This window comes from Flaviflexus sp., assembly GCF_052087705.1.
In the GTDB taxonomy this organism is placed as follows: domain Bacteria; phylum Actinomycetota; class Actinomycetes; order Actinomycetales; family Actinomycetaceae; genus Flaviflexus; species Flaviflexus ciconiae.
On record NZ_JBQCYC010000011.1, the window covers coordinates 1 to 25,143 of the forward strand.

Annotated in this window: 31 protein-coding genes; 9 read left to right on the plus strand and 22 right to left on the minus strand. The window is 62.1% G+C overall.

Features of this window, described 5'->3' with window-relative positions; all coding sequences use genetic code 11:
* On the minus strand, positions 1-1,614 hold a 1,614-nt coding region (gene metE, locus ACTHUY_RS07165), incomplete at its 3' end, for a 5-methyltetrahydropteroyltriglutamate--homocysteine S-methyltransferase (protein ID WP_441678239.1).
* Positions 1,615-1,901: 287 nt separating this feature from the next.
* On the minus strand, positions 1,902-2,894 hold the full coding sequence (locus tag ACTHUY_RS07170) for a methylenetetrahydrofolate reductase (RefSeq protein ID WP_441678241.1): 993 nt from the start codon (positions 2,892-2,894) through the stop codon (positions 1,902-1,904).
* A 454-nt stretch (positions 2,895-3,348) separates the two neighbouring features.
* Here ACTHUY_RS07170 and ACTHUY_RS07175 point away from each other — a divergent pair, with 454 nt between their 5' ends.
* On the plus strand, positions 3,349-3,603 hold the full coding sequence (locus ACTHUY_RS07175; protein ID WP_441678242.1) for an LLM class flavin-dependent oxidoreductase: 255 nt from the start codon (positions 3,349-3,351) through the stop codon (positions 3,601-3,603).
* A 148-nt stretch (positions 3,604-3,751) separates the two neighbouring features.
* Here ACTHUY_RS07175 and ACTHUY_RS07180 read toward each other — a convergent pair whose 3' ends face one another.
* From ACTHUY_RS07180 to ACTHUY_RS07205, 6 genes are all read right to left on the minus strand, one after another.
* Positions 3,752-4,054, minus strand: coding sequence for a hypothetical protein (locus tag ACTHUY_RS07180; RefSeq protein WP_441678243.1), 303 nt, complete (start codon positions 4,052-4,054; stop codon positions 3,752-3,754).
* Positions 4,055-4,126: 72 nt separating this feature from the next.
* Positions 4,127-6,031 (minus strand): heavy metal translocating P-type ATPase, encoded by a 1,905-nt coding sequence (locus tag ACTHUY_RS07185; protein ID WP_441678245.1) that lies wholly within the window; start codon positions 6,029-6,031, stop codon positions 4,127-4,129.
* Entirely contained in the window at positions 6,028-6,396 is a 369-nt protein-coding gene (cmtR, locus tag ACTHUY_RS07190) for a Cd(II)/Pb(II)-sensing metalloregulatory transcriptional regulator CmtR (protein ID WP_441675225.1), read from the minus strand. The genes ACTHUY_RS07185 and cmtR overlap by 4 nt, the downstream gene beginning before the upstream one ends.
* 88 nt (positions 6,397-6,484) lie before the next feature.
* Complete coding sequence (locus tag ACTHUY_RS07195) at positions 6,485-7,396, minus strand: hypothetical protein (RefSeq protein WP_441678247.1); 912 nt, start codon at positions 7,394-7,396, stop codon at positions 6,485-6,487.
* 244 nt (positions 7,397-7,640) lie between these two features.
* Positions 7,641-8,453, minus strand: a complete 813-nt coding sequence (locus ACTHUY_RS07200) for a recombinase family protein (protein ID WP_441678249.1) — start codon at positions 8,451-8,453, stop codon at positions 7,641-7,643.
* 30 nt (positions 8,454-8,483) lie between these two features.
* Entirely contained in the window at positions 8,484-8,621 is a 138-nt protein-coding gene (locus ACTHUY_RS07205) for a hypothetical protein (protein WP_441678251.1), read from the minus strand.
* 38 nt (positions 8,622-8,659) lie between these two features.
* Here ACTHUY_RS07205 and ACTHUY_RS07210 point away from each other — a divergent pair, with 38 nt between their 5' ends.
* The 3 genes from ACTHUY_RS07210 (at position 8,660) to ACTHUY_RS07220 (ending at position 10,406) form a co-directional block, all read left to right on the plus strand.
* Positions 8,660-8,998 (plus strand): hypothetical protein, encoded by a 339-nt coding sequence (locus tag ACTHUY_RS07210; protein ID WP_441675230.1) that lies wholly within the window; start codon positions 8,660-8,662, stop codon positions 8,996-8,998.
* Positions 8,976-9,248 carry a hypothetical protein gene (locus tag ACTHUY_RS07215; RefSeq protein WP_441678253.1) on the plus strand — a complete coding sequence of 91 codons (273 nt, stop codon included), beginning with the start codon at positions 8,976-8,978 and terminating at the stop codon, positions 9,246-9,248. The genes ACTHUY_RS07210 and ACTHUY_RS07215 overlap by 23 nt, the downstream gene beginning before the upstream one ends.
* Before the next feature lie 411 nt (positions 9,249-9,659).
* Positions 9,660-10,406: an arginase family protein gene (locus ACTHUY_RS07220; RefSeq protein ID WP_441678255.1), complete on the plus strand. Its 747-nt coding sequence runs from the start codon at positions 9,660-9,662 to the stop codon at positions 10,404-10,406.
* A 139-nt stretch (positions 10,407-10,545) separates the two neighbouring features.
* On the opposite strand, the gene ACTHUY_RS07225 is transcribed toward ACTHUY_RS07220, so the two are convergent.
* The 4 genes from ACTHUY_RS07225 to ACTHUY_RS07240 all read right to left on the minus strand — a co-directional run bounded on the left by ACTHUY_RS07225 (position 10,546) and on the right by ACTHUY_RS07240 (position 13,620).
* Entirely contained in the window at positions 10,546-11,019 is a 474-nt protein-coding gene (locus tag ACTHUY_RS07225; protein WP_441655508.1) for an ASCH domain-containing protein, read from the minus strand.
* Positions 11,020-11,089: 70 nt separating this feature from the next.
* Entirely contained in the window at positions 11,090-12,139 is a 1,050-nt protein-coding gene (locus ACTHUY_RS07230) for a DUF1648 domain-containing protein (RefSeq protein WP_441678257.1), read from the minus strand.
* Positions 12,136-12,657: a GntR family transcriptional regulator gene (locus tag ACTHUY_RS07235; protein ID WP_441675232.1), complete on the minus strand. Its 522-nt coding sequence runs from the start codon at positions 12,655-12,657 to the stop codon at positions 12,136-12,138. The genes ACTHUY_RS07230 and ACTHUY_RS07235 overlap by 4 nt, the downstream gene beginning before the upstream one ends.
* Before the next feature lie 201 nt (positions 12,658-12,858).
* Positions 12,859-13,620, minus strand: a complete 762-nt coding sequence (locus tag ACTHUY_RS07240; protein ID WP_441675233.1) for an HAD-IIA family hydrolase — start codon at positions 13,618-13,620, stop codon at positions 12,859-12,861.
* 16 nt (positions 13,621-13,636) lie between these two features.
* Here ACTHUY_RS07240 and ACTHUY_RS07245 point away from each other — a divergent pair, with 16 nt between their 5' ends.
* Positions 13,637-14,404 carry a serine hydrolase domain-containing protein gene (locus tag ACTHUY_RS07245; RefSeq protein ID WP_441675234.1) on the plus strand — a complete coding sequence of 256 codons (768 nt, stop codon included), beginning with the start codon at positions 13,637-13,639 and terminating at the stop codon, positions 14,402-14,404.
* Between the two features lie 164 nt (positions 14,405-14,568).
* Here ACTHUY_RS07245 and ACTHUY_RS07250 read toward each other — a convergent pair whose 3' ends face one another.
* Both ACTHUY_RS07250 and ACTHUY_RS07255 read right to left on the minus strand, forming a co-directional pair.
* On the minus strand, positions 14,569-14,880 hold the full coding sequence (locus tag ACTHUY_RS07250) for a hypothetical protein (RefSeq protein WP_126704121.1): 312 nt from the start codon (positions 14,878-14,880) through the stop codon (positions 14,569-14,571).
* A 4-nt stretch (positions 14,881-14,884) separates the two neighbouring features.
* Entirely contained in the window at positions 14,885-15,676 is a 792-nt protein-coding gene (locus ACTHUY_RS07255) for an exodeoxyribonuclease III (protein WP_441675235.1), read from the minus strand.
* 30 nt (positions 15,677-15,706) lie between these two features.
* Here ACTHUY_RS07255 and ACTHUY_RS07260 point away from each other — a divergent pair, with 30 nt between their 5' ends.
* The 4 genes from ACTHUY_RS07260 to ACTHUY_RS07275 all read left to right on the plus strand — a co-directional run bounded on the left by ACTHUY_RS07260 (position 15,707) and on the right by ACTHUY_RS07275 (position 18,648).
* Positions 15,707-16,474, plus strand: a complete 768-nt coding sequence (locus ACTHUY_RS07260; RefSeq protein ID WP_441675237.1) for an SDR family NAD(P)-dependent oxidoreductase — start codon at positions 15,707-15,709, stop codon at positions 16,472-16,474.
* A gap of 9 nt (positions 16,475-16,483) precedes the next feature.
* A complete protein-coding gene (gene pyrE / locus ACTHUY_RS07265; protein WP_441655515.1) occupies positions 16,484-17,047 on the plus strand; it encodes an orotate phosphoribosyltransferase in 564 nt (187 codons plus the stop codon).
* A 105-nt stretch (positions 17,048-17,152) separates the two neighbouring features.
* Entirely contained in the window at positions 17,153-18,028 is an 876-nt protein-coding gene (locus tag ACTHUY_RS07270; RefSeq protein ID WP_441678258.1) for a LemA family protein, read from the plus strand.
* Complete coding sequence (locus ACTHUY_RS07275) at positions 18,025-18,648, plus strand: TrmH family RNA methyltransferase (protein WP_441678260.1); 624 nt, start codon at positions 18,025-18,027, stop codon at positions 18,646-18,648. Before ACTHUY_RS07270 ends, ACTHUY_RS07275 begins: the two co-directional genes overlap by 4 nt.
* A 101-nt stretch (positions 18,649-18,749) precedes the next feature.
* Here ACTHUY_RS07275 and ACTHUY_RS07280 read toward each other — a convergent pair whose 3' ends face one another.
* The 8 genes from ACTHUY_RS07280 to ACTHUY_RS07315 all read right to left on the minus strand — a co-directional run.
* Positions 18,750-19,271: a hypothetical protein gene (locus tag ACTHUY_RS07280; RefSeq protein WP_441678262.1), complete on the minus strand. Its 522-nt coding sequence runs from the start codon at positions 19,269-19,271 to the stop codon at positions 18,750-18,752.
* 32 nt (positions 19,272-19,303) lie between these two features.
* Positions 19,304-20,116, minus strand: coding sequence for a Sir2 family NAD-dependent protein deacetylase (locus ACTHUY_RS07285; RefSeq protein WP_441678264.1), 813 nt, complete (start codon positions 20,114-20,116; stop codon positions 19,304-19,306).
* Entirely contained in the window at positions 20,116-21,402 is a 1,287-nt protein-coding gene (gene hemL / locus ACTHUY_RS07290; RefSeq protein ID WP_441678266.1) for a glutamate-1-semialdehyde 2,1-aminomutase, read from the minus strand. The genes ACTHUY_RS07285 and hemL overlap by 1 nt, the downstream gene beginning before the upstream one ends.
* On the minus strand, positions 21,395-22,366 hold the full coding sequence (gene hemB, locus ACTHUY_RS07295; RefSeq protein ID WP_441678268.1) for a porphobilinogen synthase: 972 nt from the start codon (positions 22,364-22,366) through the stop codon (positions 21,395-21,397). The genes hemL and hemB overlap by 8 nt, the downstream gene beginning before the upstream one ends.
* 1 nt (position 22,367) lies before the next feature.
* Entirely contained in the window at positions 22,368-23,030 is a 663-nt protein-coding gene (locus tag ACTHUY_RS07300) for a uroporphyrinogen-III synthase (RefSeq protein WP_441678270.1), read from the minus strand.
* Entirely contained in the window at positions 23,027-23,893 is an 867-nt protein-coding gene (gene hemC, locus ACTHUY_RS07305; protein WP_441678272.1) for a hydroxymethylbilane synthase, read from the minus strand. The genes ACTHUY_RS07300 and hemC overlap by 4 nt, the downstream gene beginning before the upstream one ends.
* Positions 23,894-24,008: 115 nt before the next feature.
* Positions 24,009-24,290: a hypothetical protein gene (locus tag ACTHUY_RS07310; protein ID WP_441678274.1), complete on the minus strand. Its 282-nt coding sequence runs from the start codon at positions 24,288-24,290 to the stop codon at positions 24,009-24,011.
* A 238-nt stretch (positions 24,291-24,528) separates the two neighbouring features.
* A partial coding sequence (locus ACTHUY_RS07315; RefSeq protein ID WP_441678276.1) for a GntR family transcriptional regulator occupies positions 24,529-25,143 on the minus strand: 615 nt, incomplete at its 5' end.

Below are 25,143 nucleotides of genomic sequence, written 5' to 3' on the forward strand. Positions count from 1 at the left end.
CACGTCGCCCCACAGGATCGACGGACGCGTGCACCTGGAACCGTAGGACTGAACCCAGCCGTGCTTCGTCACCGCGAAACCATCAAGCAGTTCACCGAAGTACTGAACCATGTCGTTGCGCTCCGCCTCGCCGTGAACGAGAACATCGATATCAAGCTCTTCCTGGAGGCGAATAACACGCTCGATTTCCTCCTTCATGCGATCCTCGTACGTAGCATCGTCAATCTCGCCCCGAGCATGAGCTGCTCGCGAGGTACGAATCTCCGCTGTTTGCGGGAAAGAACCAATGGTCGTCGTGGGAAGCGGCGGAAGGTTCAGGCGTGCCTCCTGGGCAGCCTCGCGCTCGGCGTAGTCACCGCGCGTGCGATCGGCCTCTGTCAGAGCGGCAACGCGCTCGCGCACAGCGTCCACGGCAACGCCGGCGGTGGCTGCCCTGCGGGTGAGAATGTCGGCGTTCTTCGAAAGCTCGTCGGCTATGGCGTCCCAGCTCTCGGTGAGGCCGCGGTCGAGAATAACTACCTCTTCGATCTTCTGGTCGGCAAACGCCAGCCAGTCGTGCAGGTTTTCATTGAGTTCGGGATTAGCCCAGTTCTCCAGACCGGTGTCGTGGGGGACGTGCTGAAGTGACGAGGATGTACCAACCTTGACGGTGAATCCAAGGTGTTTTGCCTGCTCAAGCAGATCCTTCGCCTTGTTCAGGTCGGTTGCCCAGATGTTTCGGCCATCTACGACGCCAGCCACGAGCGTGCGGGAGGAGAGGTTGTTGATGCCTGCTAGGTCGTCGGTGCTTGGGAGAGTGCCGCGATCCAGATCAATAGCAATTGCTTCGGCGCCCGTGCGAACGAGTGCCGGGAAAGCCTTCGTAGAATCTCCGTAAGGTGCGGCGAGAAGAACGTTCGGGCGGTTGGAACTCGACAGAAGGTGTGTCCAGACCTGCTCAACCTTGGCGATAATCCCGTCGCGGGAGGTAGACAGGTTGTCGGAAACAACGGCGGTCTCATCAATCTCAACCCACTCTGTACCGGCGGCCTTAAACGCTGTGAGAAGCTGCTCGTAAACGGCAACGACATCCTCGAGGCGGTCGAGCGGGTCATATCCTTCGGTCTCGCCCTTTGACAGTGCCAGGTAGGTGACGGGGCCGACGATCACGGGGCGGGTTAGGTAACCCCAGGACTTGGCTTCGGTAAAGCGGTCCACGAGATCGGTGTTTTTGAGCGAGATCGGAGTATCGGGACCAATCTCGGGAACGAGATAGTGGTAGTTCGTGTCGAACCACTTCGTCATCTCCAGCGGGAACACTTCCGCGTTGCCGCGAGCGAGAGCAAAGTACTGGTCAAGGCCACCAAGTCCGCGGAAACGCTCCGGTACTGCGCCAAGTAGGAAGGTGATGTCGAGAACCTGGTCGTAGAGCGATGAGTTCTCCGGCAGTGCGGAACCGTCCCGGTCAAGACCTAGCTCGACAAGGCGTGCCAGGTTGGCTTTGCGGAGTTCGGCCTCGGCCTCTTTGAGGCCTGCGGCGTCACTGCGACCAGCCCAGTACGCCTCGACGGCCTTCTTGAGCTCGCGCTTACGGCCAACGCGGGGATAACCGAGGATCGTGGATGAAAGAGACATGATTACTTCCTTGTGTGTTTTTTTCAGAATGGTTTCTGCATGTGGTGCTGACAGTCGTGCCGGCGGGAATTGGGGTAGGTGGAAAGGGTTCGGGGGTAAAACGTTCGGGCTAGGTGTTTGGCGGTAAAGGGGGTTGGGTCCGGTGGGCGGCGGACGCAGTTTGGGATGGGAGGCGGTCAGTGTCGAAAGTTGGAGATTCGACGATGGTCGGATGGTTAAGGAATCGGTGCTGGTTGAAGTGCTGGTGAGACAACGGCGATCGGTGGGCAAGCCGTCAAGGGGCGCGCCTAGGCGGCTTCCTTCTTCTCGTCATCAGTGCCGTCAAGTCCGGTGATCCCGATCTTCTTGAGGAGGTCCAGGGAAGGTTCGGCACGGTTGAAGGTGTACAGGTGAAGGCCGGGTGCTCCAGCGTTTAGAACGCTTGTGGCGAGGCCCTCTCCGAAGTTGATACCAGCGGCGTACGCGTGGCCGAACTCGTTCGGCTTGCCGCCGTTCCTCTCGGCCTCTGCCCTGTCGAGCTCCTCAGCCTCCTCAAGACGGTTAATGAGGTGCTGCGGGGCGGTGATTCCGGTGAGTTCGGCCGTGCGGTGGAGCCTGCGGGATTCGACCGGAGGGAGTATGCCGGGAACGATCGGGATCCTCACTCCGGCGCGGCGGCACTTCTCGACGAAGCTTGCATAGACCTCCGGGTCCCAGAACAGCTGGGTGATTGCGAAGTTAGCTCCCGCCGCCTGCTTCACCAGGAGGCGGTTCACCTCGTCATCAACGCTTGTGCCTGCTGCCGGATTGCCGTTCGCGAACGTAGCAACCGCAATCGTGAGTGGCTTGAAGGCGCTACGGAGAGCGGCAGCGGGGGAGGCCTTGCAGGCCTCGTCCTCGATCTCGCGCAACGTTGTCACCAGCTCGACGGCGGACTGAAGACTGTTGGGTTCTGGATGCCAGTTGGGGATGCCGACGGGTGGGTCTCCGCGTAGCGCCAGGAAGGTGCGGACGCCGGTCTTGAGGTAGTTGGAGAGCTCTTCGTTGATGGTCTCCCGGGAGCTACCAACGCACGTGAAGTGGGCGATGGGCTGGACCGGGGTGTGCTGAACGAGCTTGGTGATGACCTCGTGGGAGGTGTCGGCGTCCTTACCTCCCGCGCCGTACGTGACGGATACGAAGTCGGGACGGAACTTCATGAGGCGATCAACCGTGCCCCAGAACTTCGGTGCTCGATCCGGGTGGCGGGGAGGCATGAGCTCAAACGAGATAAGGGGGCCTTGGCAAAGGGGTGACGACATTGTGAATACCTTGTGTTCAGACCGGCACAAGGGTGAAGAGGAACCCGGGTAAGGGAATCTAGGGACTTGCTTACTGGAAGGAGATTCCAGCTAGGTTGTTCGCTTTGGTGGAAGGAGATTCCAGTGAGGTGATTCCCGGGAGGCAATTCCTGGGGATATGGGTGTCCCGCGGAATTGGTGGGTGGGTGTTCTTCTATGCCGGTCAAGCTGTGCGCGGCGCGGGCCCGTAGCCTCTCCGCACGCGTTTTAAATGCTTACCTGCACATTCGCGCGCGAAGATCCCCGGCGAGGCGGGTTGTCATCTTCATGCGTGTCAACATGGGAACCATCATGACCCGGAATTCGAATCCCGGATAGTTGGTCCACCTTTTGGGAAAGTGGTCTGCGTCTCGAATCGGCTGGGGTGTGAATGGTGTCCCGGAATTGTGGGCCACGTTCTGCGTTGATAGCTGGTATGACAAAGAAAATAGGTTTCCTGTCGTTCGGCCACTGGAACGACCATCCCAGCTCCTCGGCAAGGTCGGGCGGGGACTCGCTCCTACAAAGTATTGAACTTGCTCAGGCAGCGGAAGAGGTCGGTGCCGACGGTGCCTACTTCCGAGTTCACCACGTCGCCCAGCAACTCGGATCTCCCTTCCCGCTACTCGCCGCGATCGGCGCGAAGACCGAGAAGATCGAGATCGGTACCGGCGTTATCGACATGCGCTAGCGCATGCCCGGGTTGTAGCACCCGTTGTCAGCGTCGGCGCGCTTTACAGCACAACGCTGACGGCAATCCTGGCTGGTTTTCGATGAAGGAGGCTCTTGCTGCGCTGAGCGTCGGTGCGATGATCGCGCAACCCGGCGGTGCTCCACCCTCATAGAGGCGCATCAAGTACTTCGCGCAGCTGATCGACGGTGGGCGAACCGGCCAGCCCGGCAGGAGCGCGGAACACTCGACAGGCGAGCCCTACCGGCGTGTGCTCGTCGGCGAAGAGGTCGGAGCCGTCAATGAGGACGGTCGGGGGCCCGTGGAACCCGAGGTGGGCGGCGTCTTCGGCAGTCTCGACTCGCTGATGCACGACGCGGACGTCCGATCGGCCGTCGAGGGCCTCGGTGAGCCGCCGGTCGAGCACCTCCCAGTTCGGGCACCCGTCGAAGTACTGCAACGTGATCTCCATGATCCACTCCTCTCAGGCTCTGTCCGCGCGGACCGCGGCCGGTGACGCCGTCTCAGGCGACGCGGCCGCCGCTTAGCTCTTGCGGGCACGCGCGGTGCGCAGCCCGTTGGCGATGACGACGACCTCGGCGACCTCGTGGACGAGCACGACTGCGGCCAGGCCGAGCACGCCGGTGATGGCCAGCGGCAGCAGCACGGTGATGATTGCCAGGGACAACACGATGTTCTGGTTCATGATCGCCCGGCCGCGGCGGGCGTGCCGCAGCGCCTGCGGGATCAGGCCGAGGTCGTGTCCGGTGAAGGCGACGTCGGCGGACTCTATCGCGGCGTCGGAGCCGGTCGCGCCCATCGCGATGCCCACGGTCGCCCCGGCCAGGGCGGGGGCGTCGTTGATGCCGTCGCCGATCATCGCGGTGGGTGACTGCTCGGAGAGCTGGGCCACGATGCGGGCCTTGCCCTCCGGCCGCAGCTCGACGTGCACGTCGCCGATCCCGGCGATCTGCGCCAGGGCGTGGGCGGTGCGGGCGTTGTCTCCGGTGAGCATGCTCACCTCGACGCCCTGGCTCTTCAGCGTGCGCACGACGTCGGGGACCTCGGGGCGCAGCTCGTCGCGGACCCCGATCGCCCCGGCCAGGCGGCCGTCGACGGTGACGAGCACGCAGGTCTGGCCCTCGGCCTCCAGGTCCTCGACCCGGGCCTTGAGCGGTCCGGCGTCGATCCAGCGGGGGCTGCCCACGCTCACCCGGAGGCCGTCGACGGTGCCGCCGATGCCGTGGCCGACCTCCTCCGTCACCTCTTGCGCGGCGGGGGCTCCCTGGCCCGCGGCGGCGATGGCGGCGGCGAGAGGGTGCGTCGAGTGCTGCTCCACCGCCGCGGCCCAGCCGAGCACCTGCGCGTCGTCGAAGCAGTCGGCGGCGACGACGGCGGTGACCTCGGGCCGGTTGCAGGTCAGGGTGCCGGTCTTGTCCACGGCGAGGTGGCGGATGCCGCCGAGGCGCTCGAAGGCGGCACCGCTCTTGATGACGACGCCGAACTTCGTCGCAGCCCCGATCGCGGACACCACGGTGACGGGCACCGCGATCGCCAGCGCGCACGGGCTGGCGGCGACGAGGACGACCAGGGCGCGGGTGATCCAGGTCTCGGGGTCGCCGAGCAGCGATCCGAGCACGCCGACCAGGACGGCGAGGACCATCACGCCGGGCACCAGCGGACGGGCGATCCGGTCGGCGATGCGCGCACGCTCGCCCTTCTCTGCCTGGGCCTGCTCGACCAGCTCCACGATGGTGGTCAGCGAGTTGTCGGTGCCCGCCGCGGTCGCCTCGACCTCCAGGACCCCGGCGGTGTTGATCGCGCCCGCCGACACTGCGTCATCGGGGGCGACCTCGACCGGGATCGACTCGCCGGTGATCGCCGAGGTGTCCAAGCTGGAGCGACCGGACCGGACAGTCCCGTCGGTCGCGACCCGCTCGCCCGGACGGACCAGCAGCACGTCGTCGACGGCGATCTCCTTGGCAGGGACCTCGACCGAGGCACCGTCGCGCAGCACGGTCGCGGTCTCCGGCACGAGCTTGAGCAGCGCGCGCAGGCCGCCGCGGGCACGGTCCATCGCCTTGTCCTCCAGGGCCTCGGCGATCGAGTAGAGGAACGCCAGTGCGGCGGCCTCCTCGACGTAGCCGAGGATCACTGCGCCGACGGCGCTGATCGTCATCAGCAGCGCGATCCCCAGCTTCCGCTTGACGAACAGGTTCCGCAGAGCGCCGGGCACGAACGTGTACGCGCCCAGCAGCAGGCCCGCCCAGAACGCGACCAGCGCCGCGACGTGCAGCCCCGACCACTCCAGCACCAGGCCGGTGCCGAACGCGACGCCGGAGAGGATCGGCACCACCAGTCCCGGATCGCGCCACCACGGGCGCTCGGCCTCCTCGGCCTCTTCGGCGGCGCTGGTGGTCGGCTCGTCGCAGCCGCAGGCGGCGCTCACGAGGCGTCCCCTGAACCGGTCGCGGCGCAGCAGCCGGGCACCGAGCAGTGCGGGTCGATGCACGGCGCGCTCTCGTCCACCGCGAGCGTGACGTCCACCAGCGCCGTCAGCGCCCCGGCCAGATGCGGGTCGGCGATCTCGTAGCGGGTCTGGCGGCCCTCGGGCTCGGCGACCACGATCCCGCAGTCGCGCAGGCACGTCAGGTGGTTGGACACGTTCGAGCGCGTCAGCCCCAGCTCGCGCGACAGCACGGCAGGGCGGCTCGGGCCGTCGAGCAGGGACATCAGGATCTTGGAGCGCGTCGGGTCGGCCATGGCCCGGCCAAGCCGGTTCATGGCGTCGAGGCGCGAAGCAATGGTCAGCATGCACTGAACTATACAGTGCACGCTGACCAATCGTCCAGATGCAGGGGCTGCCGCACGCGCTCCGCGCGCTTGCCCTCGGGAATCGCGGTCACCTCTTGCGCCAGCTCGGCCACGTCGGCATCCCGCGGCCCCTCCAGGTCTCCACCAAACCTGCGACCCAGCGGGTGGACGCGAAGAGCCCGTAGCTGGATCCGGCGAGGCCAGCGCCGACCGCGAGCCACCGCCCGATGCCGAGCCACACGTTCCCGTCCACGTCCAGCGCCCACTGAGCGCCCGTGATGAGCCCGGCGATGCCCATCCAGAGCCCGGCGACGACCACGACCACCGGCAGGAGGGCGAGACACATCGCCGCGGCCGCCGACCAGAGCTGACGGGCTTCCAGCTTCGCGGTGGCGGCGATGATCCGCTCGGCCCGTTCGTTCGACGCGTCGAGGTTCGCGGTCATCGTGACCGATGCCTCCCCGGCGACCTGCTCGACCGCCTTTTCGACCCGCTCCTCGGTGCGCTTCTCGATCCGTTGCACCGCGCCGCCGACCTGGCTCACGAGCTTCTGGTTCGCTGTGGCCTGCATCTTCAGCCCCTCAATCGCCGAGGCCGTAGCCGCGTGATTCCTCTGCGCCTCCGCGACCAAGGTCCGCGACGCGGCGTTCAAGCTCTCGCCGTTGAGACTCTGCGCGAACTCGCCGAGCGTGCTCGCGATCTCGTTCTGCCTGCTCTCGATACTCGCGATCCTCGCGAACACGTCGTTTGAGGGTGACGAGGTCGAGGCCGGGGCCGTGATCCGCTCCAGCCGCCTCGTCGTCTCCTCGTCCATGACCTTCACGAACCCCGCGAGCTTCTTCTGCTGCTCGGCCAGCCGGCCGAGCCTCGCGTTCTGCGCCTCGACGGCGGTGAGGATCGAGGTCAACGCCTCCATCGTCTCCGGACTGCCGAGCTGCTGCCGCTGCTCGTCCTGCGCGTTCTGCTGCTGGTGGTAGTCGAAGAACGCCTGCGCGCCCACCGGGGTGAAGTCTGCCGAGAGGGCGCTCGTGCGCTTGCGGCGCTCGGCACGCCCGGACTCGCCGCGGTGATCTCCAGGACCGGCTGATGGATGTCGCGCAGCAGCGGACTCAGCTCCTTCACGCGCTCGACCAGGGCGTTCCGCTCGGTCAGCAGCTCCTCGCGATCCAGCCCGTCCCCCTCCTGCGGTATCACGAGGTCGTGCACGTCCACCGAGGACAGGCGGGTGAGCACGGCCTCGGTGACTATCGCATCGACGGGCTCGCGCTGGCGGGTGAGGTGGAACTGTTCGCCGCAGCGGTACGTCGGCTGCTTCCGGCTGTTCGTCCCCGAGACGAACGTCGCACCGCACTTCCCGCACAGGCCGATAGTGGACAGGAGGTACTTCGGCTGGTTGCCCTGCCTGGTCGACCTACGCACGTTGTCCTCCAACTTCGCCACCGCGGCCCGCCACGTCTGTTCGCCACGATGGGCGGGAAGGCCTCGCCCTGCACCGGGTACAGCTCGCCCGAGGCGTAGTGCTTGATATACCCCGCGTAGAGCGGGTTCGCCAGCAGGTAGCGTACGGCATCGACAGAGAACTCCGGCCCGCGCGCGGTGAGGTGACCGGCGCTGTTCAGGTCCTCGCGGATGCGCCGGATCGACAGCGACGGCTCGCCGAGGAACGCATCGAAGGCTCGCCGGACGGCCTCTGCCTCCTCCTCGATCAGCTCGCCCTCACGCGTCCAGCCGAACGCCTTCCAGGCGGACGTGGGTATGCCCTCGGCACGACGGCGCTCGTTCGACCTGATCTGACGCTCAGCCTTGCGTCGGGCCTCGAAGCGGGCGAGAGCCGCGAGCATCGTCGCGCGGAACTCGCCGTCCGCCGTCGAGAGGTCGATCTCGCCGTCCACGGTGACGACGCGCAGACCGAGGTCGATCAGTGTGTTGAGGTCCTTCGCGCTGCGCGGGAGCCGGTCCATGTCCACGGCGACCACCATCGAGAATCGGCCCGCGCGGGCATCGTCCAGCATCTCGGCCCACCGGGTGCCAGCGCGGCGCTTCTTGGTCGCCGACACAGCGTTATCGTCGTAGACCTCGACGACCTCCTAGTCCTTGGCCTCGGCGAGTGCCCTGATCTTCCGCAACTGGGTCTCGATGGTCCACCGGTCGCCCTTGCGGTCCATCGAGGCGCGGACGTACGCGGCCACCTCGTTCGTCTTCCTCAGCGACACCAGTTCAACCATGCAACCAAGCTTATGTGAACCGGTGTTGTAACCGTTATATGCGCTATGCCAATCCGCTCCAGTTCGCTGAGGATGCAGCATCGGCAGACCTGATCTCCGAAGGTCGACTACAGCTTGGCATCTCCCGTGGCTCACCCGAGCAGGTCCTTGACGGGTGGCGCTACTTTGGGTTTGAGCCGGAGAAGGGCGATACGGATGCTGACATGGCGAGGAAGAAGACCCAGATCGCGCTCCACGTTCTGGAAGGCAACCGGTTTGCTGAGCCCAATCCAAATCCCATGTTTCCGAACCCTCCGGGCCTGCTCCGGATCGAATGGGACGGCGCAGTGGGCTGCGAAGCTCGGGATGAACCTCATGTCCTCAACCCTGAAGGATGATGAGTCGGGCGAGCCTTTCCACGTACAGCAACGCAAGCAGATTGAGGTGTTCCGCGAAGAATGGGCGAAGCACGACCACGGCTTCGAGCCCCGAGTGTCCGTGTCTCGCTCAATCTTTGCGATTACGAGCGATCTAGATAAGGAATACTTCTTTGGAGGCGGGGACCGTAAGGACCAGTTCGGCTACATCGACTCCACCAGGTCGGTGTTTGGCCGTACCTATGCCGACGAACCCGAACCCCTGATTTGAGCAGCTGAAAGAAGATGAGGCCATTCAGGCCGCCGATACGTTGCTCTTAACGGTGCCGAGCCAGCTGGGCGTGGACTACAACGCCCACGTTCTCGAATCGATCATCACCCACGTGGCCCCGGTCCTCGGGTGGCGCTAAACCCAACTCAGTACTGAGTAAGTTGATGTAGCCAGGCAGGTGCCACCCGGGTGGCACCTGCCTGCATGATGACAAAGCGCTGGCACGGATCGAAGCAGATGTTACGGTCGCTGTATGACCAGTGAGAGTATCTTGCCGTCCGCATCCACACTCCGTCTCGTCTGGCCCCAGTACCAGGGGCCACCAGGGGAAACGTTGAGCAACTGGTCCCTGAGATTGGCCAGGCACATGCTCGTAAGGGCTACGCAGTCGGTTCGCGCGTACGCGACGCCGTGCTTCCCGAGCATCATGGCCCAACCGCCGTGGTGCCGGTGCCGGATACTGGCGACGAAGGTACGACCAACGGGATCGAGTCTCGCGGCACGGTGATGGAGAGCTTAAAGAATGCTCTCGAGCTGATTCGTGAGCATGATGCTGATCGTATTCTGACGCTCGGTGGGGAATGCTCGGTCAGCGTTGCACCATTCGCGGCCCTCGCCGAGAAATACGGTGATGACCTTGCTGTCCTCTGGGTTGATGCGCATCCCGATGTCGATACGCCTGAGACGGGCTACGACGGCTACCACGCCATGGCCGTAAGCTACTTGCTTGGGCATGGTGACCCCGAGATTGCTGAGCTGCTGCCCGCCACCGTGGACTCCAGCAGGGTAGCGCTCGTCGGCCTCCATGACTGGACCGAGGATGCCTATGAGCATGTCGGGCAGTGGGGTCTACAAACTTTCGCGCCCGACGACGTGCGTGCATCAAGGGAGTCTCTACTTGCCTGGATACGTTTGACCGGATGCTCGAAGGTCGCGATCCACATTGACGTTGATGTGGTAGACGGCGATGAAATAGTTCTCGGTCTTGGAGTGGTGCCGGGAGGGCTCACACGAGCCCAACTGCAAAGGCTTGTCGCGGACGTGTCGAAAGACTCCGAGGTCGTTGGCCTCACCGTTGCAGAGTTCATCCCGCGGAGCCTGCTCGCCACCGTTGAGATGCTCGAGGCGATGCTACTGATCCAGACGGTTGGCTCCTGATAGTGGGCACTGTATGAAACGGCTGAAAGATCAGCTGAAGAAACGGAAGCCAGGTCAGTAACTGCTGGCTGTGTCGACTCCGCCAAACGAAACTGTTAGGTACGTCGAGCAAACGAAACTATGAAGGCACTTGAGGTGATCAGTTTCCCGGATCTCCGCGGTAGATTACCCGGAACCTTTCGCACACCACCGGCATGTCCTCCCGGAAGCCCTTGGGGCTTTCTGAGTATTTCTTCCAGAACTCCCTGTGGATCTCCCGCCAGGCCTTGAGCGTTCGATCTCCCTCTCCCTCAGCATGTGCGTGTTCCGCTGTTACCTCGGTGAACAGAGCGATCTGGACGTCGTAGGTTTCGATAATGGCCCGGGGTGAACCTTGGCCGTCGAGGATGATGCTGTACTCGCCCACGTAGGGAATCGGTTCGCCCGTGGTGTGGTGGTCCCAAAGCGAAGATGCCGTTCCTGTCTTAGCGCCTTCGAGAACAAGATTGAGAAGCTCGTCAGCATGCTTGGGTGTTGCCCCAAAAGACCATGCGACGGCCGGATTCTCGGGAAGGCCTGGCAGGGCCTTCCGGGCGCCCGCCCAAAACTCGGTGATAGCGGCATCGGTATCCATAATCACGAGATTAGTCGATCCGGGAAGGTTGGAAACCGGGAACCAAGGAAACAGGATCCTTGAGACGCGCCTATTTGGAGCGGTTGTTGTTCTCGGCCATCCGGGCCAGCAGTGAACCTGCGGTGCGAGCATCGTCGATGGTGACCGCGAAGGTTCGGGACCGGCTCTTACGGGTGATGATGAACCCCTCGCTATTGCGCAGGACGATGCCGAACCGATCACCGGCCACGCGTATGCCCCATCCGCCGTATTCGGAGAATGCGTGGATCTCGCGGACCTCGACGCCGATAATGTCGTCGGCAGGAACCCGGAACACCGGCCACCCCAGCACTGACCTAACCTCAACCCCGTGCTTGTCAATCCGCACGCGGAATGACAGGACGGTGGCTATGAGGCCCAAGCTGAGTATGGAACAGATGGCCAACACAACAATCGTTGTGGTGTCACGATCGGGGCTCGCGAACTCAACGAGGAGCACAATAGGCAACGCGAGAGTGGTGGCAACGAGCGCGAACGCGAGTGGCTTCGGCATCGAGGTTGTTCCGAACCAGGCGGCCCGGGCACTTGGCGCAAGTTTGATGGGATTAGTGATCTCGGAGGTTGGTGCGTGCACAGTCAGATTCGGCTGCACAAACCAGCCAAGGATTCCAAGAAGAGTGGCTACAACAAGGCCAATGAGGACGATAGCGCCGACTCCGGGGGCCTGGGTAGCGTCGTCCAAGTCGAGCTGAACGTACGAGGTGAGAACTGCCAGCACCTGCATGAAGCTAACGGTCCACAGTGCCATCGCGGCCATAAACCTATTCGTCCAACCCCAGGCAACGGACTTTGAACGGCGCCTTTCAAAGAACGGAATAAGGGCGAAGAGCGCGGTGATGCCGATGCCCGTGCCGAGGCTCAATGCCAAGTTTGACCAGGCGGGACCGTAGCCGTCCGGTCCATCCCCACCGCTCCAATGCGTTGCCATCGGATCAGGCATACGATCCATCCAAACGATGAGAAGGATGGTGGCGGCAAGGGTGAGAACAAGAGGGAAGTAGACGCCGACAAAACGCGCCACGCGTTTCGCGAAAGCGAGCTCCTGCTCGGTCGCAGAATTCATGTTCGTGCGGTCTTTCATCGCGTTCCCTCCGGATTGTCATTGCGGGTTTGAGTTTGGGGATTGGTTGGCGTAGGCAAATGCACCTGGCTGTCGGTTTGTTCGTGAACGTCGGCAGAGGCTGATGTGCCAGCGAGCTCCCGCGTGCCTACCTGCAGGGGAGTGTCGACATCAGCGGACTCGGTCTCGTTATCGCCGCCGAAGGCAAAGAGTGAGGCGAGGGTGGGCTGTGCGATGCCGAGGGATGATGCTCGGCGGGCAAGAGCCTCCGCCTCCTTTCGAAGCTTTGCTAACTCATCGGCGAGCGGAGTGATTGTGGCGCCCCGGCCCCGTCGCAGGTCAACCAGCCCCTCATCCCGCAGTCCCTGATATGCGCGGAGAACCGTGTGCTTGTTAATGCCAAGGCCCGTAGCAACATCCGATGCGGTAGGGAGCTTATCTCCCGGAACGAGATCGGCCTGGGCGGCCGAGCGCCGTACCGAGTCGGCAATCTGCTCATAGATTGGCCGTTCATTCGCCGGGTCAATCCAGATCAACATCCCAACCTCCCTAGCCAATAGTTCTAGTTTGACTATAACTAATGAGATTGACGTTGTATATGCGAGACCGGTGCAATGTGGGGAGAACTTCGCGACGGAATGGATCAGAAATGTTGCCCGAGTATGGCAACGCGCCCCGAGTTTCCCCAGGGCGCGTGCGATAAAAGGTGGTGAGATCCGAGCGATCTGCTAGCTCAGGATCTAGATGTATTCGATAACGTCCGCGATGGAATTGTGGACGTTATCGGGGCGGAACGGGAACTTCACGATCTCTTCCCGCTTTGTGGAGCCCGTCAGGACGAGGTGGGTCGTGAGACCAGCCTCAATACCGGCGAGGATGTCGGTATCCATGCGGTCACCGACGATCGAGGTCGACTCCGAGTGGGCGCCAATCTTGTTGAGGCCGTGGCGGAGCATGATCGGGTTGGGCTTGCCGAGGAAGAACGGGGTGCGGCCGGTTGCTTTCTCGATCATGGCTGCAACGGCACCCGTTGCAGGGAGGTCGCCTTCGGCCGAGGGGCCGGTCGCATCGGGGTTTGTTGCAATGAAGCGGGCGCCGTTCTGGATGAGGCGGATTGCCGTTGTAATCGCCTCGAAGGAGTAGGTGCGTGTTTCGCCGAGGATCACGAAGTCCGGGTCAGTGGTCGTCATGATGAAGTTCTCTTCGTAAAGAGCGGTCGTCAGTCCCGCTTCACCAACCACGTAGGCGCGACGGGAGTCCGACTGCGTGGCGAGGAAACGTGCGGTGGCAAGGGCCGAGGTCCAGATCCGGGACTCGTCGAGCTCGATGCCGGAGGTGGAGAGCCGCGCCGCTAGGTCGCGGGGCGTGAAAATCGAGTTGTTCGTCAGGATGAGGTGGGGGATACCCTTCTCGTCAAGAAGGTCGAGGAATTCCCTCGCCCCGTTAAGTGCCAGGCCCTCGTGTACGAGGACACCATCCATATCAATTAGCCAAGAGCTCATGTTCTACACTTAGCACGTGGACGCGGTAATTCTCAGCTCAGTAGACAAAGTCATAAAAACTCGTGGTCAAATAGCGCAAGATTTCCCATTTGCGTCGGTTACCAAACTGTTCGCGACATACGCGACCCTCGTCGCCGTCGACCGTCATCTCGTCAGCCTCGACGACGAAGCCGGTCCGGCCACGGTCCGTCACCTCCTTGGCCATGCTTCCGGCCTGTCATTGAACGACGGTGCCACCCTGGCCGAGCCTGGCACCCGCCGGATCTATTCCAACAAGGGCATCGAAGTCCTTGGGGATCATGTGGCAGGACGGGTTGGCATGGAGTTCCAGGAATGGATCGAGGAAACAGTCCTCGAACCCCTCGGGCTGTCCTCGATCCTTATTGAAGGCACCCCCGCACATTCGGGTGTAGGCAATGCTGAAGACCTCGCCGCTTTCTCCCGCGAGCTACTAGCCCCCACCCTGGTCTCCCAGGAAAGCTACGAGGAAGCCACCAGCCTGAGCTTTGGTGAGCTCACCGGGGTCCTCCCCGGCTACGGTAGGCAGAAGAACAATGCCTGGGGCCTTGGCTTTGAGATCAGGGCCGACAAGTCTCCGCACTGGCTTGCGGAATCCTTCTCGCCCCGCGCCTTCGGCCACTTTGGTCAGTCCGGTTCGTTCCTGTGGGTCGACCCCGACGCTCAGTTAGCTGGCGTTTACCTCGGGGATGAGAACTTTGGACAGAAGCACATCGACATGTGGCCGGGCCTCACGGAGAAGATGAGAGCGGGAGAAGACTTCTAGGGCAACAGCCCGGCCTACCGATACCGGGGTTATCCCTCAGTGCCGGGTCCGGCACATCGACGACACCGAATCAATCGCAAACAATGAAGGCACCCACCGGCTGGTAGGCGCCTTCACTCATACGTGAGGACTTCCGGCCCGCTGGGGCTTCCGGCTGCCTCGGTTTACAGGATCTTCCAGACGTCGAGGACGCCGAAGAGGACATAGAAGAAGATGCCGATGAAGACAGCAAGGCCAAGGATGAACCCGATGATCCCGAGGGTTGCCGATGTTCCGGCACGGCGAGATTGCTGGATAGACACAAAGCCCAGGGCACACCCGATTGAGGCCGTCCAGAAGAAGCAGATGGCGAGGATTCCGGTGAGGCGACCAGGGACCTTGCGTTGTGGCGGAGGCGGTGCCTGGTACACGTAGGGGTTCGCCTGCGGATTCGGGGCGGCCGCGTACGGGTTCGGGTAGCCGGGTGCGTTGCTCATGGCGTTAATCTAGCAAGTCAACGACAACGGGGACATGATCAGAACTCCCCTTCCCCTTCCGCTCATCACGATCGATGAATGCGGTATCGACTCGCTTTGCAAGCGCGGGGGAGTAGTGGTGGTAGTCGATTTTCATTCCCTCGTTCTTCGGGAACCGGAGCTGCTGATAGTCCCAGAACGTGTACTGGGTATCGTACTGACGGGTCACTTCCTCAAAGCCAGCATCCACAATTGCCTGAAAAGCACGGCGTTCCGGGTCGGTCACGTATAGCAGGTCGCGGAATACCTCGATGTCCCACACGTCCGTGTCCAGGGGAGCAACGTTCCAGTCACCAACGAGAGCGATCTGAGCTTCCGGGTCGGCTTCGAGCCAGCCCCTGCCCTGCTCGGCAAGCGTGTTGAGGAACGACAGCTTGTAGGTGTAGTGCGGGTCCGTGTTCGATCGACCATTCGGCACGTACAGGCTCCACACGTCCACGCCACCGCAGGTTGCGGCGATCGCGCGGGGCTCAACAACCGGTTCCTTATCGGGCTTAGCAAAGGCAGGCTGGCCCTCGAACGACTTCCGCACGTTCTCCAGGCCAACGCGGGAAACAATGGCCACACCGTTCCACTGGTTGAGGCCGGCGACCGCTACCTCGTAGCCGGCCTGCTCAAAGACCTCGTAGGGGAACTGCTCCTCCTTGCACTTGGTTTCCTGGATAGCGAGCACATCCGTCTCTGAGCGTTCCAAGAAATCGACAACACGTTCAAAGCGGGTCCTGATGGAGTTCACGTTCCACGTAGCAAGTCTCATGTGGGCCATTATTCCAGCTAGGCTTCAAGCATGGGAACCGCACTCGTCACAGGCGCAACATCGGGCATCGGCAAAGAGATCGCATGGCAGCTCGCCGCCGAAGGAAATGACATTGTCCTCGTTGCTCGCCGAGTTGATGCCCTGGAAGCGCTCGCGGAGCGGATCCGTAACTTCACCGGCCAGCAGGTTGAGATCCTGTCCGCAGACCTCTCCACCGAGGACGGCGCAAAGGCCGTTGGCGCAAGAGCGGCCGACCGGAACCGCCCCATTGGCCTGGTAGTTAACAACGCCGGGTTTGGTCTGGGCCAGGACTTCATTGGTGGATCTCTCGATCGAGAGCTCGGCGGCATCGATGTCATGGCACGAGCCGTTCTCATCATCTGCCACGCGGCCGCGAACGAGTTTGCGCGCCGCGGATACGGTGCCATTCTCAACATTTCGTCCATGACGGCGCTGACGGCCCAGGGAACATACTCCGCGCACAAGGCCTGGGTTCGTACTTTCTCAGAGGGGCTCGCCGAGACCCTTAGGCCTTACGGAGTATTCGTCACCGTGTCCTGCCCTGGCCTTGTCCACACCGAATTCCACGAGCGCACGAATGTGGATTCGAGCCAGTGGCCTGCGATTGCCTTTATCCCGGTTGAGAAGGTGGCGTCACGGTCGCTTGATGCTGCTCGCCGCGGACAGGTTATCGTCACGCCCTCACCGCTGTATAAGGGGACGGCCGGTGTCGTACGAGCCATGCCGCGCTGGCTGGTTCGCAAGACCGCGGGCCCGGGACGGTCCGGACGCCAGTAGACTGGCCCCGTGAAAACGAACGATACGCAGCGCCAGCGCCTCATCCAGCTTGTTCGCGACCTTGCCGTCATCGAGGGTGAAGTCACCCTCGCCTCCGGCATTGTCTCCGACCACTACGTCGACATGCGGAGGGCAACCCTCCACCACGAGGCCGCACCCCTGATCGGCCACGTCATGCTCGACATGCTCGAGGAACAGGGCTTTGGTGCAGGGGAAACCGACGCAGTTGGTGGGCTCACCATGGGAGCCGATCCCGTCGCCACCGCAATCCTGCATGCCGCTGCCTCCCGTGGCCTCGACATTGACGCCTTCGTTGTCCGCAAGGCCGCGAAAGACCACGGCATGAAGCGCCGGGTTGAGGGCCCCAGCATTGAGGGACGCAGGGTCGTTATTCTGGAAGACACTTCCACGACCGGCGGATCACCCCTGGAGGCACTCGAAGCAGCACGAGAAGCAGGCGCCGACGTTGTTGCCGTCGCAGTTGTTGTCGACCGCAAGACCGGAGCCAAGGAACGCATCGAGGAATCCGGGGTTCCCTACCTCGCAGCCCTTTCCATCGACGAGCTTCGCTAACACACCCGGAGAGCGCCGATAGCGGGGGAGCTCTCCACCCGGAAGAGAGCCTCCCAAGGTATTAGGCTGTTCTCTAGCCAATACTGATAATTCCAAGGAGTCCGTATGGATATCGGATGGGTCGTCCTGGGCATCGTTGTCCTGCTCGTCTTCATCGTGATCGCTTGGGCGATCGGCACCTACAACACTCTTATTCGCCTGAGAAACCAGGTGCAGGAGTCGTGGAAGCAGATCGATGTCGAACTGCACCGCCGCTACCAGCTGATCCCGAACCTCGTTGAGACCGTCAAGGGCTATGCCGCACACGAGCGGGCCGTCCTGGATGATGTCACCCGGATGAGGAACATCGCCGCACAGCCATCGAACTCCACCGCGCAGCGCGCACAGCGCGAAGGCGACCTGTCCAGGGCACTCGGCAACATCTTCGCTGTTGCCGAGAACTACCCGCAGCTCCAGGCGGCGGGTCCCTTCCGCGACCTCCAGGCAGAGCTTTCCAACACGGAAGACCGAATCGCGGCAGGACGCCGCTTCTACAACTCCAACGTGTCCGGGATGAACACGCGGATCGAAGCATTTCCGGCCAACATCATTGCCGGCATGTTCTCCTTCCGTCGCGCCGAATACTTTGAGATCCCCTCCTACTCCCGTGAAGCCCCGCGCGTCTCGTTCGCAACCCAGGACGGCAATCTCGGTAACTATCAGCCCAATAACTGGCAGCCCGCGCCCGAGCCCGGAGCCGCGAGCCTCGGCGGTCAGCGCGGCGGTTATGACCCGAACAGGGATGCCGGACGGCCCACGCACGGCATGGCACCCGGTCAGGGCTACGGCAACGAGCAGAACGGTTACGGCAAGCCGCAGGGCGGGTCCCAGCAGAGCGGATACGGCAATCAGCAAAATGGCTACGGTGGCCATCCGGGTGGTTACGGTAACCAGGGTCAGGCGCCGGATCAGAATCCCTACCAGCCGGGACCGCAGCAGTGACCGACAATGCTCAGGTCAGCCCCGGTGATTTCGGGGCTGATCCCCGTCTGGATCCCGACCTCATGGAGAACGGCGATACTCGCAACGTTGTCGACAAGTACCGCTTCTGGTCAGTCGAGGCCATTAAGGCCGACCTGGATGAGAGCCGCGCTGCCCTACATATCGCGATCGAGAACCTTGAGCACGATCTCAACATCGGCTCCATTGTCCGTACTGGAAATGCTTTCAATGTCGGTGGAGTTCATATCGTTGGCAGGCGCAGGTGGAACCGGCGCGGGGCGATGGTGACCGACCGCTACCTCGATATCATCCACCAGCCCGGTCCCGCAGACCTGGGGACGTGGGCGAGGGAAAACGGTTATTCGATCGTTGGGATCGATAACGTTCCCGGATGTACGGACCTGGAAGCGAGCCCGCTTCCCCAGCGGTCAATTCTCGTCTTTGGGCAGGAATCCAACGGAATCTCCCCGGAACTCCTCGCAGAGTGTGCCGAGGTCAGGCAGATCCCCATGTACGGCTCAACCAGATCCATGAACGTTGCGGCGGCCGCCGCTATCGCCATGCACTCCTGGTCCGTTTCCCACCAGTACGGGAAGGCGCAGGACTCGTCGCAGGCGTAGCTCCGTTGTAACTGCGAGCGCAGGTGCGTGGTGTGCGAAGAAGCCGGTGGCAGTGAGCCACCGGCTTCTGACAGCGCCACCTGTGTCGAGGTATCTTCTCGTTAGCCTTCGTCGGGTGCGGCTTCCTGTCCGGGTAGCTCGGCCTGGTACTTTTTCTGGAGCTCCGGCCAGCCATACTCCATGGCATCCATGCCGATGATGCGCTCCTGCTTGTCGCCTTCGAGGAGTGCTTGGAGGACGGCGAGGCATACCTGCCACCCGGCCGCGTAGTAGGAGGCATACTTGGGTTCCTGCAATGTCATGTCGCATGTGATCCCGGGGTTGGTCAGCGACCAGCGGACCGTGTCATCGCCCCACGTGTGGGCAAGTGTTTCTTCGGCTTTGATCTCCATGATCTGGGAAAGATACGGCTCGTCCGCGCTGTTCTCTCGGGCGAGAACAGACTCTTCGAAGGTAAGGACCCTGTCGGGCACGTAGGGCGACCAGGCGCGAAGCAGGACCGGGTCAGTCAAATATGGCCAAAGAATCGATGGTGGCAGATCGGTTGCCAACGAGAGGTGGAGGACGTTGCCGTCCAGTACCGTGTCCGTGTTCAGCTGTGCGATTCGGTCTCGGATATCCATAGTCCGACAGTACAGAACCGGTTGCCTGGAGCCTAGGATTTGAGAAGTCCGTCCAGGGCTTTCAAAGACTCCGATATGTCGGCGTCGATTCTGATGTCGGCATATCTGTCGGCCTGGGTGGGGCCGCGATTGATGATTGCAAGATTCGCCCCCGAGGACAGTCCCTGGGTGACGACCCACATTCCGGTCATGACCAGCAGGGATGATCCGAGCACGAGGATTGTTTTGGCTTCCCTGGCGTAGTCGAAGGCCTGGTCGATCGCTTGGACGCCCTCCCCGAAGAACACGATGTCGGGCTTGAGAATTCCACCGCAGTTTGCGCACGGTGCGGGAACAAATGTCGACTTCTCAGCAGATGCTCGGTCGGCCTCGGCAAGAATAGCCGCGTTGGCTGGGTTTGGGTCGTCAACGGTGAGCGGGTTAAGTTCCCGCAACCTGGGATCCAGTTCGCTGCGAGGAGTGACCTGGTTGCAGTCGATGCAGGTGACGCGGGTGAACGACCCGTGCATCTCCGCAACCTTCTTCGACCCGGCTTTGAAATGCATTCCATCAATGTTCTGGGTGGCTGTGCCGGTGACAATGCCCCGGCGTTCCCAGTCGGCCAGGATCCGGTGTCCGGTTGTGGGTGGGAGCGTGTCGAGGGCCTTCCAGCTTTCCTGGTTGCGTTGCCACACCCAGCGTTGCCACATGTCGAGTCCGACAAACATGTCGTAGTCGACGCTCGGCTTCTCTGAACCGCCACTGCCCCGATAGTCGGGTAGCCCAGAATCGGTTGACAGGCCCGCTCCCGAGACCACGACGACGTCGCCGTCCGAGAGCAGGCTAGCCAGATCCGTTAGTGACACTACGCGGTTGCCTGTGCGGCGGCGCGAGCCGCCTTGGGTGCTGCGGCGAGGATCTTGTCGATGACCTCGTCGGTGTGGGTGGCGGATACGAAGTAGGCCTCGAACACCGAAGGAGGCAGGTGAATGCCGTCCTCGAGAAGCGAATGGAAGAACGGGGCATACCGGAACTGGTCCTGTGCGGCGACCTCGTCGTAGTTTGTTGCCGGGGTGTCCGAAAACAAGATTGAGAACAGGGAACCGACCCGCTGGATTGTGTGGCCCACGCCCTCGGCCGACAGTGCCTGGGAAAAGCCATCGGACAGTGCTTGGGACGAACGGTTCACCTGCTCATACACAGCATCGTCGGCAAGGGCGAGGGTGGTGATGCCGGCGGCGGTAGCGAGCGGGTTACCGGACAGGGTGCCCGCCTGGTAGACGGGGCCGAGCGGAGCCAGCCAGTCCATGACATCGGCGCGACCGCCAAGGGCCGCGATCGGCATGCCACCGCCGATAACCTTTCCAAACGTCAGCAGGTCGGGGGTGTAGGGGACGTCCTGGTCGATTCCCCACATGCCAGCCTTGGAAAGCCGGAAACCTGTCAGCACCTCGTCGAGAATCAGAAGTGCACCGGCCTTCTCGCACTGTTCCTTGAGGAAAGCGTTGAAGCCCGGGGTGGGCGGAACAACACCCATGTTTGCCGGAGCGCCCTCGGTGATGATTGCGGCGATCTTCTCCCCGTGGGTGGCAAAGAGCGTTTCAACTGCTTCGCGGTTGTTGTAGGGCAAAACAACGGTGTCCTCGACGGTGCCCTTCGGGACACCGGCGGAGGAGGACATTCCGAACGTGGCAACGCCGGAGCCCGCCGCAACCAGCATGTTGTCCTCGTGGCCGTGATAGCAACCGGCAAACTTGACGACCAGATCGCGGCCGGTGAAACCACGAGCCAGACGGATCGCCGTCATCGTCGCTTCCGTACCGGTCGACACGAACCGAATCTTCTCAACAGGCTCCACCCGATCGATAACCAGCTCTGCCAGTTCTACTTCCGCCTCGGTTGGTGCACCGAACGACAGACCCTTTGAGGCGGCCTTCTGGACCGCCTCGACAACGGTGGGGTGAGCATGTCCAAGGAGCGCGGGGCCCCAGGAGCCAACAAGATCGATGTACTCCCGGTCAGCTGAGTAAATGTGGGGGCCGGAGGCCCGCTCAACAAACACCGGGGCTCCACCAACGGAGCCGAATGCTCGAACGGGGGAGTCAACTCCACCGGGGATAACAGCCTGTGCGCGGGTAAATAGATCAGCCATGGTTCACCTTCCTAGCGAGCTCCGTCGCCCAATACGTACAAATAATCGTTGCGCCCGCTCGCGCAATAGCAGAAACAGATTCCATGACGGTGCGGTCCCGGTCCAGCCAGCCACGTTCGGCAGCCGCCTCGATCATCGCGTACTCGCCGGACACCTGGTAGGCGGCTACCGGAACCGTGGAAGCCTCGGCAACGTCGGCCAGCACATCCAGGTAGGACCCGGCTGGCTTCACCATGACGACGTCGGCGCCCTCCTCGATATCGAGAAGAGCTTCCCGCAAGCCCTCGGTCCGGTTTGCCACGTCCATCTGATAAGTGCGGCGATCGCCCTTGAGCTGAGAATCAACGGCCTCGCGGAACGGGCCGTAGTAGGCCGACGCGTACTTCGCGGAGTAGGCGAGGATCGATACGTGTGCGAAATCGGCCTCGTCGAGTGCCTCCCGGCACGCCGCGACCTGGCCATCCATCATTCCCGACAGCCCCAGCATGTGAGCCCCGGACTTCGCCTGGATGACTGCCATTTCCCGATAAATCTCGAGAGTCGCATCGTTATCCACGGTGCCGTCTTCGGCAAGAACACCGCAGTGACCGTGATCCGTGAACTCGTCCAAGCACAGGTCGGCGATGATAACGGCTTCGTCACCGATCTCGTCCCTGAGCGCCTTCAAACCAACATTGAGGATCCCTTCGGGATCAACGCCTGCCGAACCAACGGCGTCGTGGTGTGCTGGTACCCCGAACAGCATGATGCCGCCAACCCCAGCATCAACGGCCTCGCGTGCCGCTACCTTCAGCGACTCCAGGGTGTGCTGGTAGACGCCCGGCATGGAGCCGATCGGCTCTGGGGCCTGGAGCCCTTCGCGGACAAACATGGGCAGGACCAGGTTGCCGGCCGTGAAACCGGTTTCTTTCACCATGGACCTCATGGCAGGTGTGGTGCGCAGGCGGCGCGGACGAGAAATCACATCAAATCCTTTCCAGACAGGCTTCCAGCCCCGTGCGATCAGGGGTGGCAGAGGTTCGGGCGGCAGGAATACCTGCCGAGGCGAGAGTCCGCTGCGTGGGCTCTCCAAAAGCAATAAGAGGAGGCAGTTCAATCGAAGCTGGCCAGTGATCGTGAATAGCCAGGGCGGCGCTGCCCGCAGTCACAATGATCGCGTCAGCCCGCTGGTTCGCGAGCTTCAGAACCCCGGCAGGATCTGCCTCCGACGAATAAATATCGAACCGATCGACGCTGTAGCCCCGCTCGACGAGACCTTTCTCCAGGGTCCGGGAGGCCATGGCGGAAGCGGGGAACAGGATGGTCCCAGAACCGTCTGGGAAAGCCTCCACCATGGACTCGGCGCTCGCGGGCGGCGGCCCCACGAACTCGGGTTTCCGGGGTGCGGCCTTAGCGGTGGCCTCGCCCACGCAGGCCAGCCGGAAACGCTCCGGCACAGTAACTCCGCGGGCCGCAAGCAGCTTAAAAGTGTGCGGGGAGGTCACAGCGATCCACGTGCCGTCCGGCTTGGTTTCCAGCACTTCGGCAAAGGCATCGATCCCGGAACGAATCGGGATCCGGGAGGTGACGGGAACGGCGATCCAGCCGTCCGTTCGTGGGGAGGGCGGTCGCGTAATCGCGACTTTCATACCCGCACCCCGCGCTTCACGAACTCCTCCGCAAGATCAGTTGCCAGCCTAACTGGATTGTTGGAGCTACGGCGGATCTCGATCTTCGAACCCTCACCGGTGTAGCGAGCATGTAGCGCAACCGTCTTGCCCGTAGATTCACCGAGAACACCGACAGGGGTGGTGCAGCCAGCACCGAGGATTGTCATAAACGTACGTTCTGCCGTGATCTCAAGGCGAGTGGTGGCATGATCGATGCGCTCGAGGGATTGCTCGAAGGGCGATCCCTTCACCGTCTCGATTGCAATAGTGCCCTGGCCAGCGGCGGGAACCATAACTTCGTACGGCAGGTCCTGTCCTTCATCAAGACCGAGCCGGAGCAGGCCTGCACGAGCCAGGATGACGCCGTCGAGATCGTCGTGGATACGTGCGATACGAGTCGGGACGTTGCCGCGAATATCGACAACCTGGATGTCCTTGCGGAAGTGGCGAAGCTGGGCTGCGCGGCGCGGTGACCCCGTACCGATCTTTGCTCCGTAGGGCAGGCCGCGGTAGTCCGTATGTCCAATGAACACGTCGTGGGGGCTGACCCGCTCCGGGAAGTACATGGAGAGTTCGGGGTGATCTGCCGCGGGCAGATCCTTTGCCGAGTGAATTGCAACATCGCATTCCCCGGCCAGAAGTGCGTCGCGGACCGCGGAGGTGAAAAGACCCGTTCCCCCAATTTGGGACAGGGACGACCTGTCGGTATCGCCCTTCGTCGTGATTCCGACGATCTCAAAGCCTTCAAGGTTTGGATCGGCGTCGACGATCTCCTGGGCGGCGGCAGAAGCCTGAGCCAGGGCTAGATCGGATGTTCTCGTACCAACGCGCAGGATATGCATATCAGCCATCATACGCGTTTGAGATCAGGCCGCTTTGGGCCATAGGAATTCGGAGGAAGCGCTGTGGGCCTTAAGAATTCAAAGGAAAGCCGTTGGCAGAGGTCCCGCAAGAGCTTTACGCAGACTTCCAAAGTTTTACGGTGACCGCCGAGTGGTCTTGATCTTGTCCCTTGAGATTGTTCGTCGGCAGGGGGTAGCACCGTTTGTTGGAAATGCGGAGACCGCTGATATCGCTATCGACAGCGGTTCTCAGTAGAGAATGCCGAAAAAGGAGAATACCAACAACGAGAAGAACGCCGAACACCGTCGAAAACAGAACCTTCTTTTTCTTGAAGGGTTGAAACGGTTTGGGCGATGGATTCTTGCGAGGGTCCCCATCGTCGTGGCGCTCTGTCATGATTCCTTCTCCTGCCGCGGACGAACAAGATCTTCCATGGCTACAACGCTACGTCAATCGGTGTGGTCCGGGTGGGGAATTCTGATCTTTCTTCGGGTGGTGAGTTCTGATCTTTGATGGCATGTTCAATGAGCGGATGGCAAGGTGACCGGGGAAAACACGTCCTCGTGTGCAGTTACCTGCTAGTAGCCGCTTCAAAAAGAGAGTTCGCAACCGCCGCGCCGGGTACGACGTGAAACTACACCCGATCGCCGAGTTTGCGGAGAATGACAAGGGTGGATTCGAGGTGTGCGACCTCGAGTTCGAGGAAGCGTTCGACATCCCGATCTGCCGCGGCGCTGAGAATTACCTCGTGGGCACGGTGGGACTCCTCGATCTGTTCCGGGTACAGGCGGAGAGAGAAAGATACGTAGGGGGAGGCGATTCCGGCCAGCTGTTGGACGACACGGGATGTCCAGGAATTGTCGTATCCCATCGTGATTCTGTGGAAGTCCTCGTTGATGGCCGTGAACTTAAGAAGATCGTCCGTTGCCTTCATCTTGTTAATCAGGCGGGCCGCCCGCGCCAGATCCTCATCGGGGATGGAATCAATATTGCGCCGGATAAGGATCGGCTCAAGAAGCTTCCTCATCGCATAGATCTCTTCGGCCTGCTCAATGTTGAGTTTCGCGACGGTAGTTCCCCGGTGGGGAACAGATTCGATAAGGCCTTCTTCCTTGAGGCGACTAAGCGCCTCGCGGACGGGGGTAACAGAAATATTGAGTTGCTTTGCTAATTCTGCCTGCAGAAGTCTGTCCCCGGACGTGAACTCTCCGTTGATAATCGCCTTGCGGATCTGCGCGTGTGCGTAGCC

What these genes read in the sequence shown, in the direction of transcription:
- ACTHUY_RS07215 (WP_441678253.1), top strand. Translation starts at nt 8,976, where the DNA reads ATGTCCTCAACCCTGAAGGATGATGAGTCGGGCGAGCCTTTCCACGTA.
- hemC (WP_441678272.1), bottom strand. Translation starts at nt 23,893, where the DNA reads ATGCATATCCTGCGCGTTGGTACGAGAACATCCGATCTAGCCCTGGCT.
- ACTHUY_RS07310 (WP_441678274.1), bottom strand. Translation starts at nt 24,290, where the DNA reads ATGACAGAGCGCCACGACGATGGGGACCCTCGCAAGAATCCATCGCCC.
- cmtR (WP_441675225.1), bottom strand. Translation starts at nt 6,396, where the DNA reads ATGCTGACCATTGCTTCGCGCCTCGACGCCATGAACCGGCTTGGCCGG.
- ACTHUY_RS07230 (WP_441678257.1), bottom strand. Translation starts at nt 12,139, where the DNA reads ATGAAAGACCGCACGAACATGAATTCTGCGACCGAGCAGGAGCTCGCT.
- ACTHUY_RS07170 (WP_441678241.1), bottom strand. Translation starts at nt 2,894, where the DNA reads ATGTCGTCACCCCTTTGCCAAGGCCCCCTTATCTCGTTTGAGCTCATG.
- ACTHUY_RS07280 (WP_441678262.1), bottom strand. Translation starts at nt 19,271, where the DNA reads ATGGATATCCGAGACCGAATCGCACAGCTGAACACGGACACGGTACTG.
- ACTHUY_RS07240 (WP_441675233.1), bottom strand. Translation starts at nt 13,620, where the DNA reads ATGAGCTCTTGGCTAATTGATATGGATGGTGTCCTCGTACACGAGGGC.
- ACTHUY_RS07180 (WP_441678243.1), bottom strand. Translation starts at nt 4,054, where the DNA reads ATGGAGATCACGTTGCAGTACTTCGACGGGTGCCCGAACTGGGAGGTG.
- ACTHUY_RS07235 (WP_441675232.1), bottom strand. Translation starts at nt 12,657, where the DNA reads ATGTTGATCTGGATTGACCCGGCGAATGAACGGCCAATCTATGAGCAG.
- ACTHUY_RS07300 (WP_441678270.1), bottom strand. Translation starts at nt 23,030, where the DNA reads ATGAAAGTCGCGATTACGCGACCGCCCTCCCCACGAACGGACGGCTGG.
- ACTHUY_RS07270 (WP_441678258.1), top strand. Translation starts at nt 17,153, where the DNA reads ATGGATATCGGATGGGTCGTCCTGGGCATCGTTGTCCTGCTCGTCTTC.
- ACTHUY_RS07260 (WP_441675237.1), top strand. Translation starts at nt 15,707, where the DNA reads ATGGGAACCGCACTCGTCACAGGCGCAACATCGGGCATCGGCAAAGAG.
- hemL (WP_441678266.1), bottom strand. Translation starts at nt 21,402, where the DNA reads ATGGCTGATCTATTTACCCGCGCACAGGCTGTTATCCCCGGTGGAGTT.
- ACTHUY_RS07175 (WP_441678242.1), top strand. Translation starts at nt 3,349, where the DNA reads ATGACAAAGAAAATAGGTTTCCTGTCGTTCGGCCACTGGAACGACCAT.
- ACTHUY_RS07250 (WP_126704121.1), bottom strand. Translation starts at nt 14,880, where the DNA reads ATGAGCAACGCACCCGGCTACCCGAACCCGTACGCGGCCGCCCCGAAT.
- ACTHUY_RS07205 (WP_441678251.1), bottom strand. Translation starts at nt 8,621, where the DNA reads ATGGTTGAACTGGTGTCGCTGAGGAAGACGAACGAGGTGGCCGCGTAC.
- ACTHUY_RS07210 (WP_441675230.1), top strand. Translation starts at nt 8,660, where the DNA reads ATGCGCTATGCCAATCCGCTCCAGTTCGCTGAGGATGCAGCATCGGCA.
- ACTHUY_RS07225 (WP_441655508.1), bottom strand. Translation starts at nt 11,019, where the DNA reads ATGGATACCGATGCCGCTATCACCGAGTTTTGGGCGGGCGCCCGGAAG.
- ACTHUY_RS07255 (WP_441675235.1), bottom strand. Translation starts at nt 15,676, where the DNA reads ATGAGACTTGCTACGTGGAACGTGAACTCCATCAGGACCCGCTTTGAA.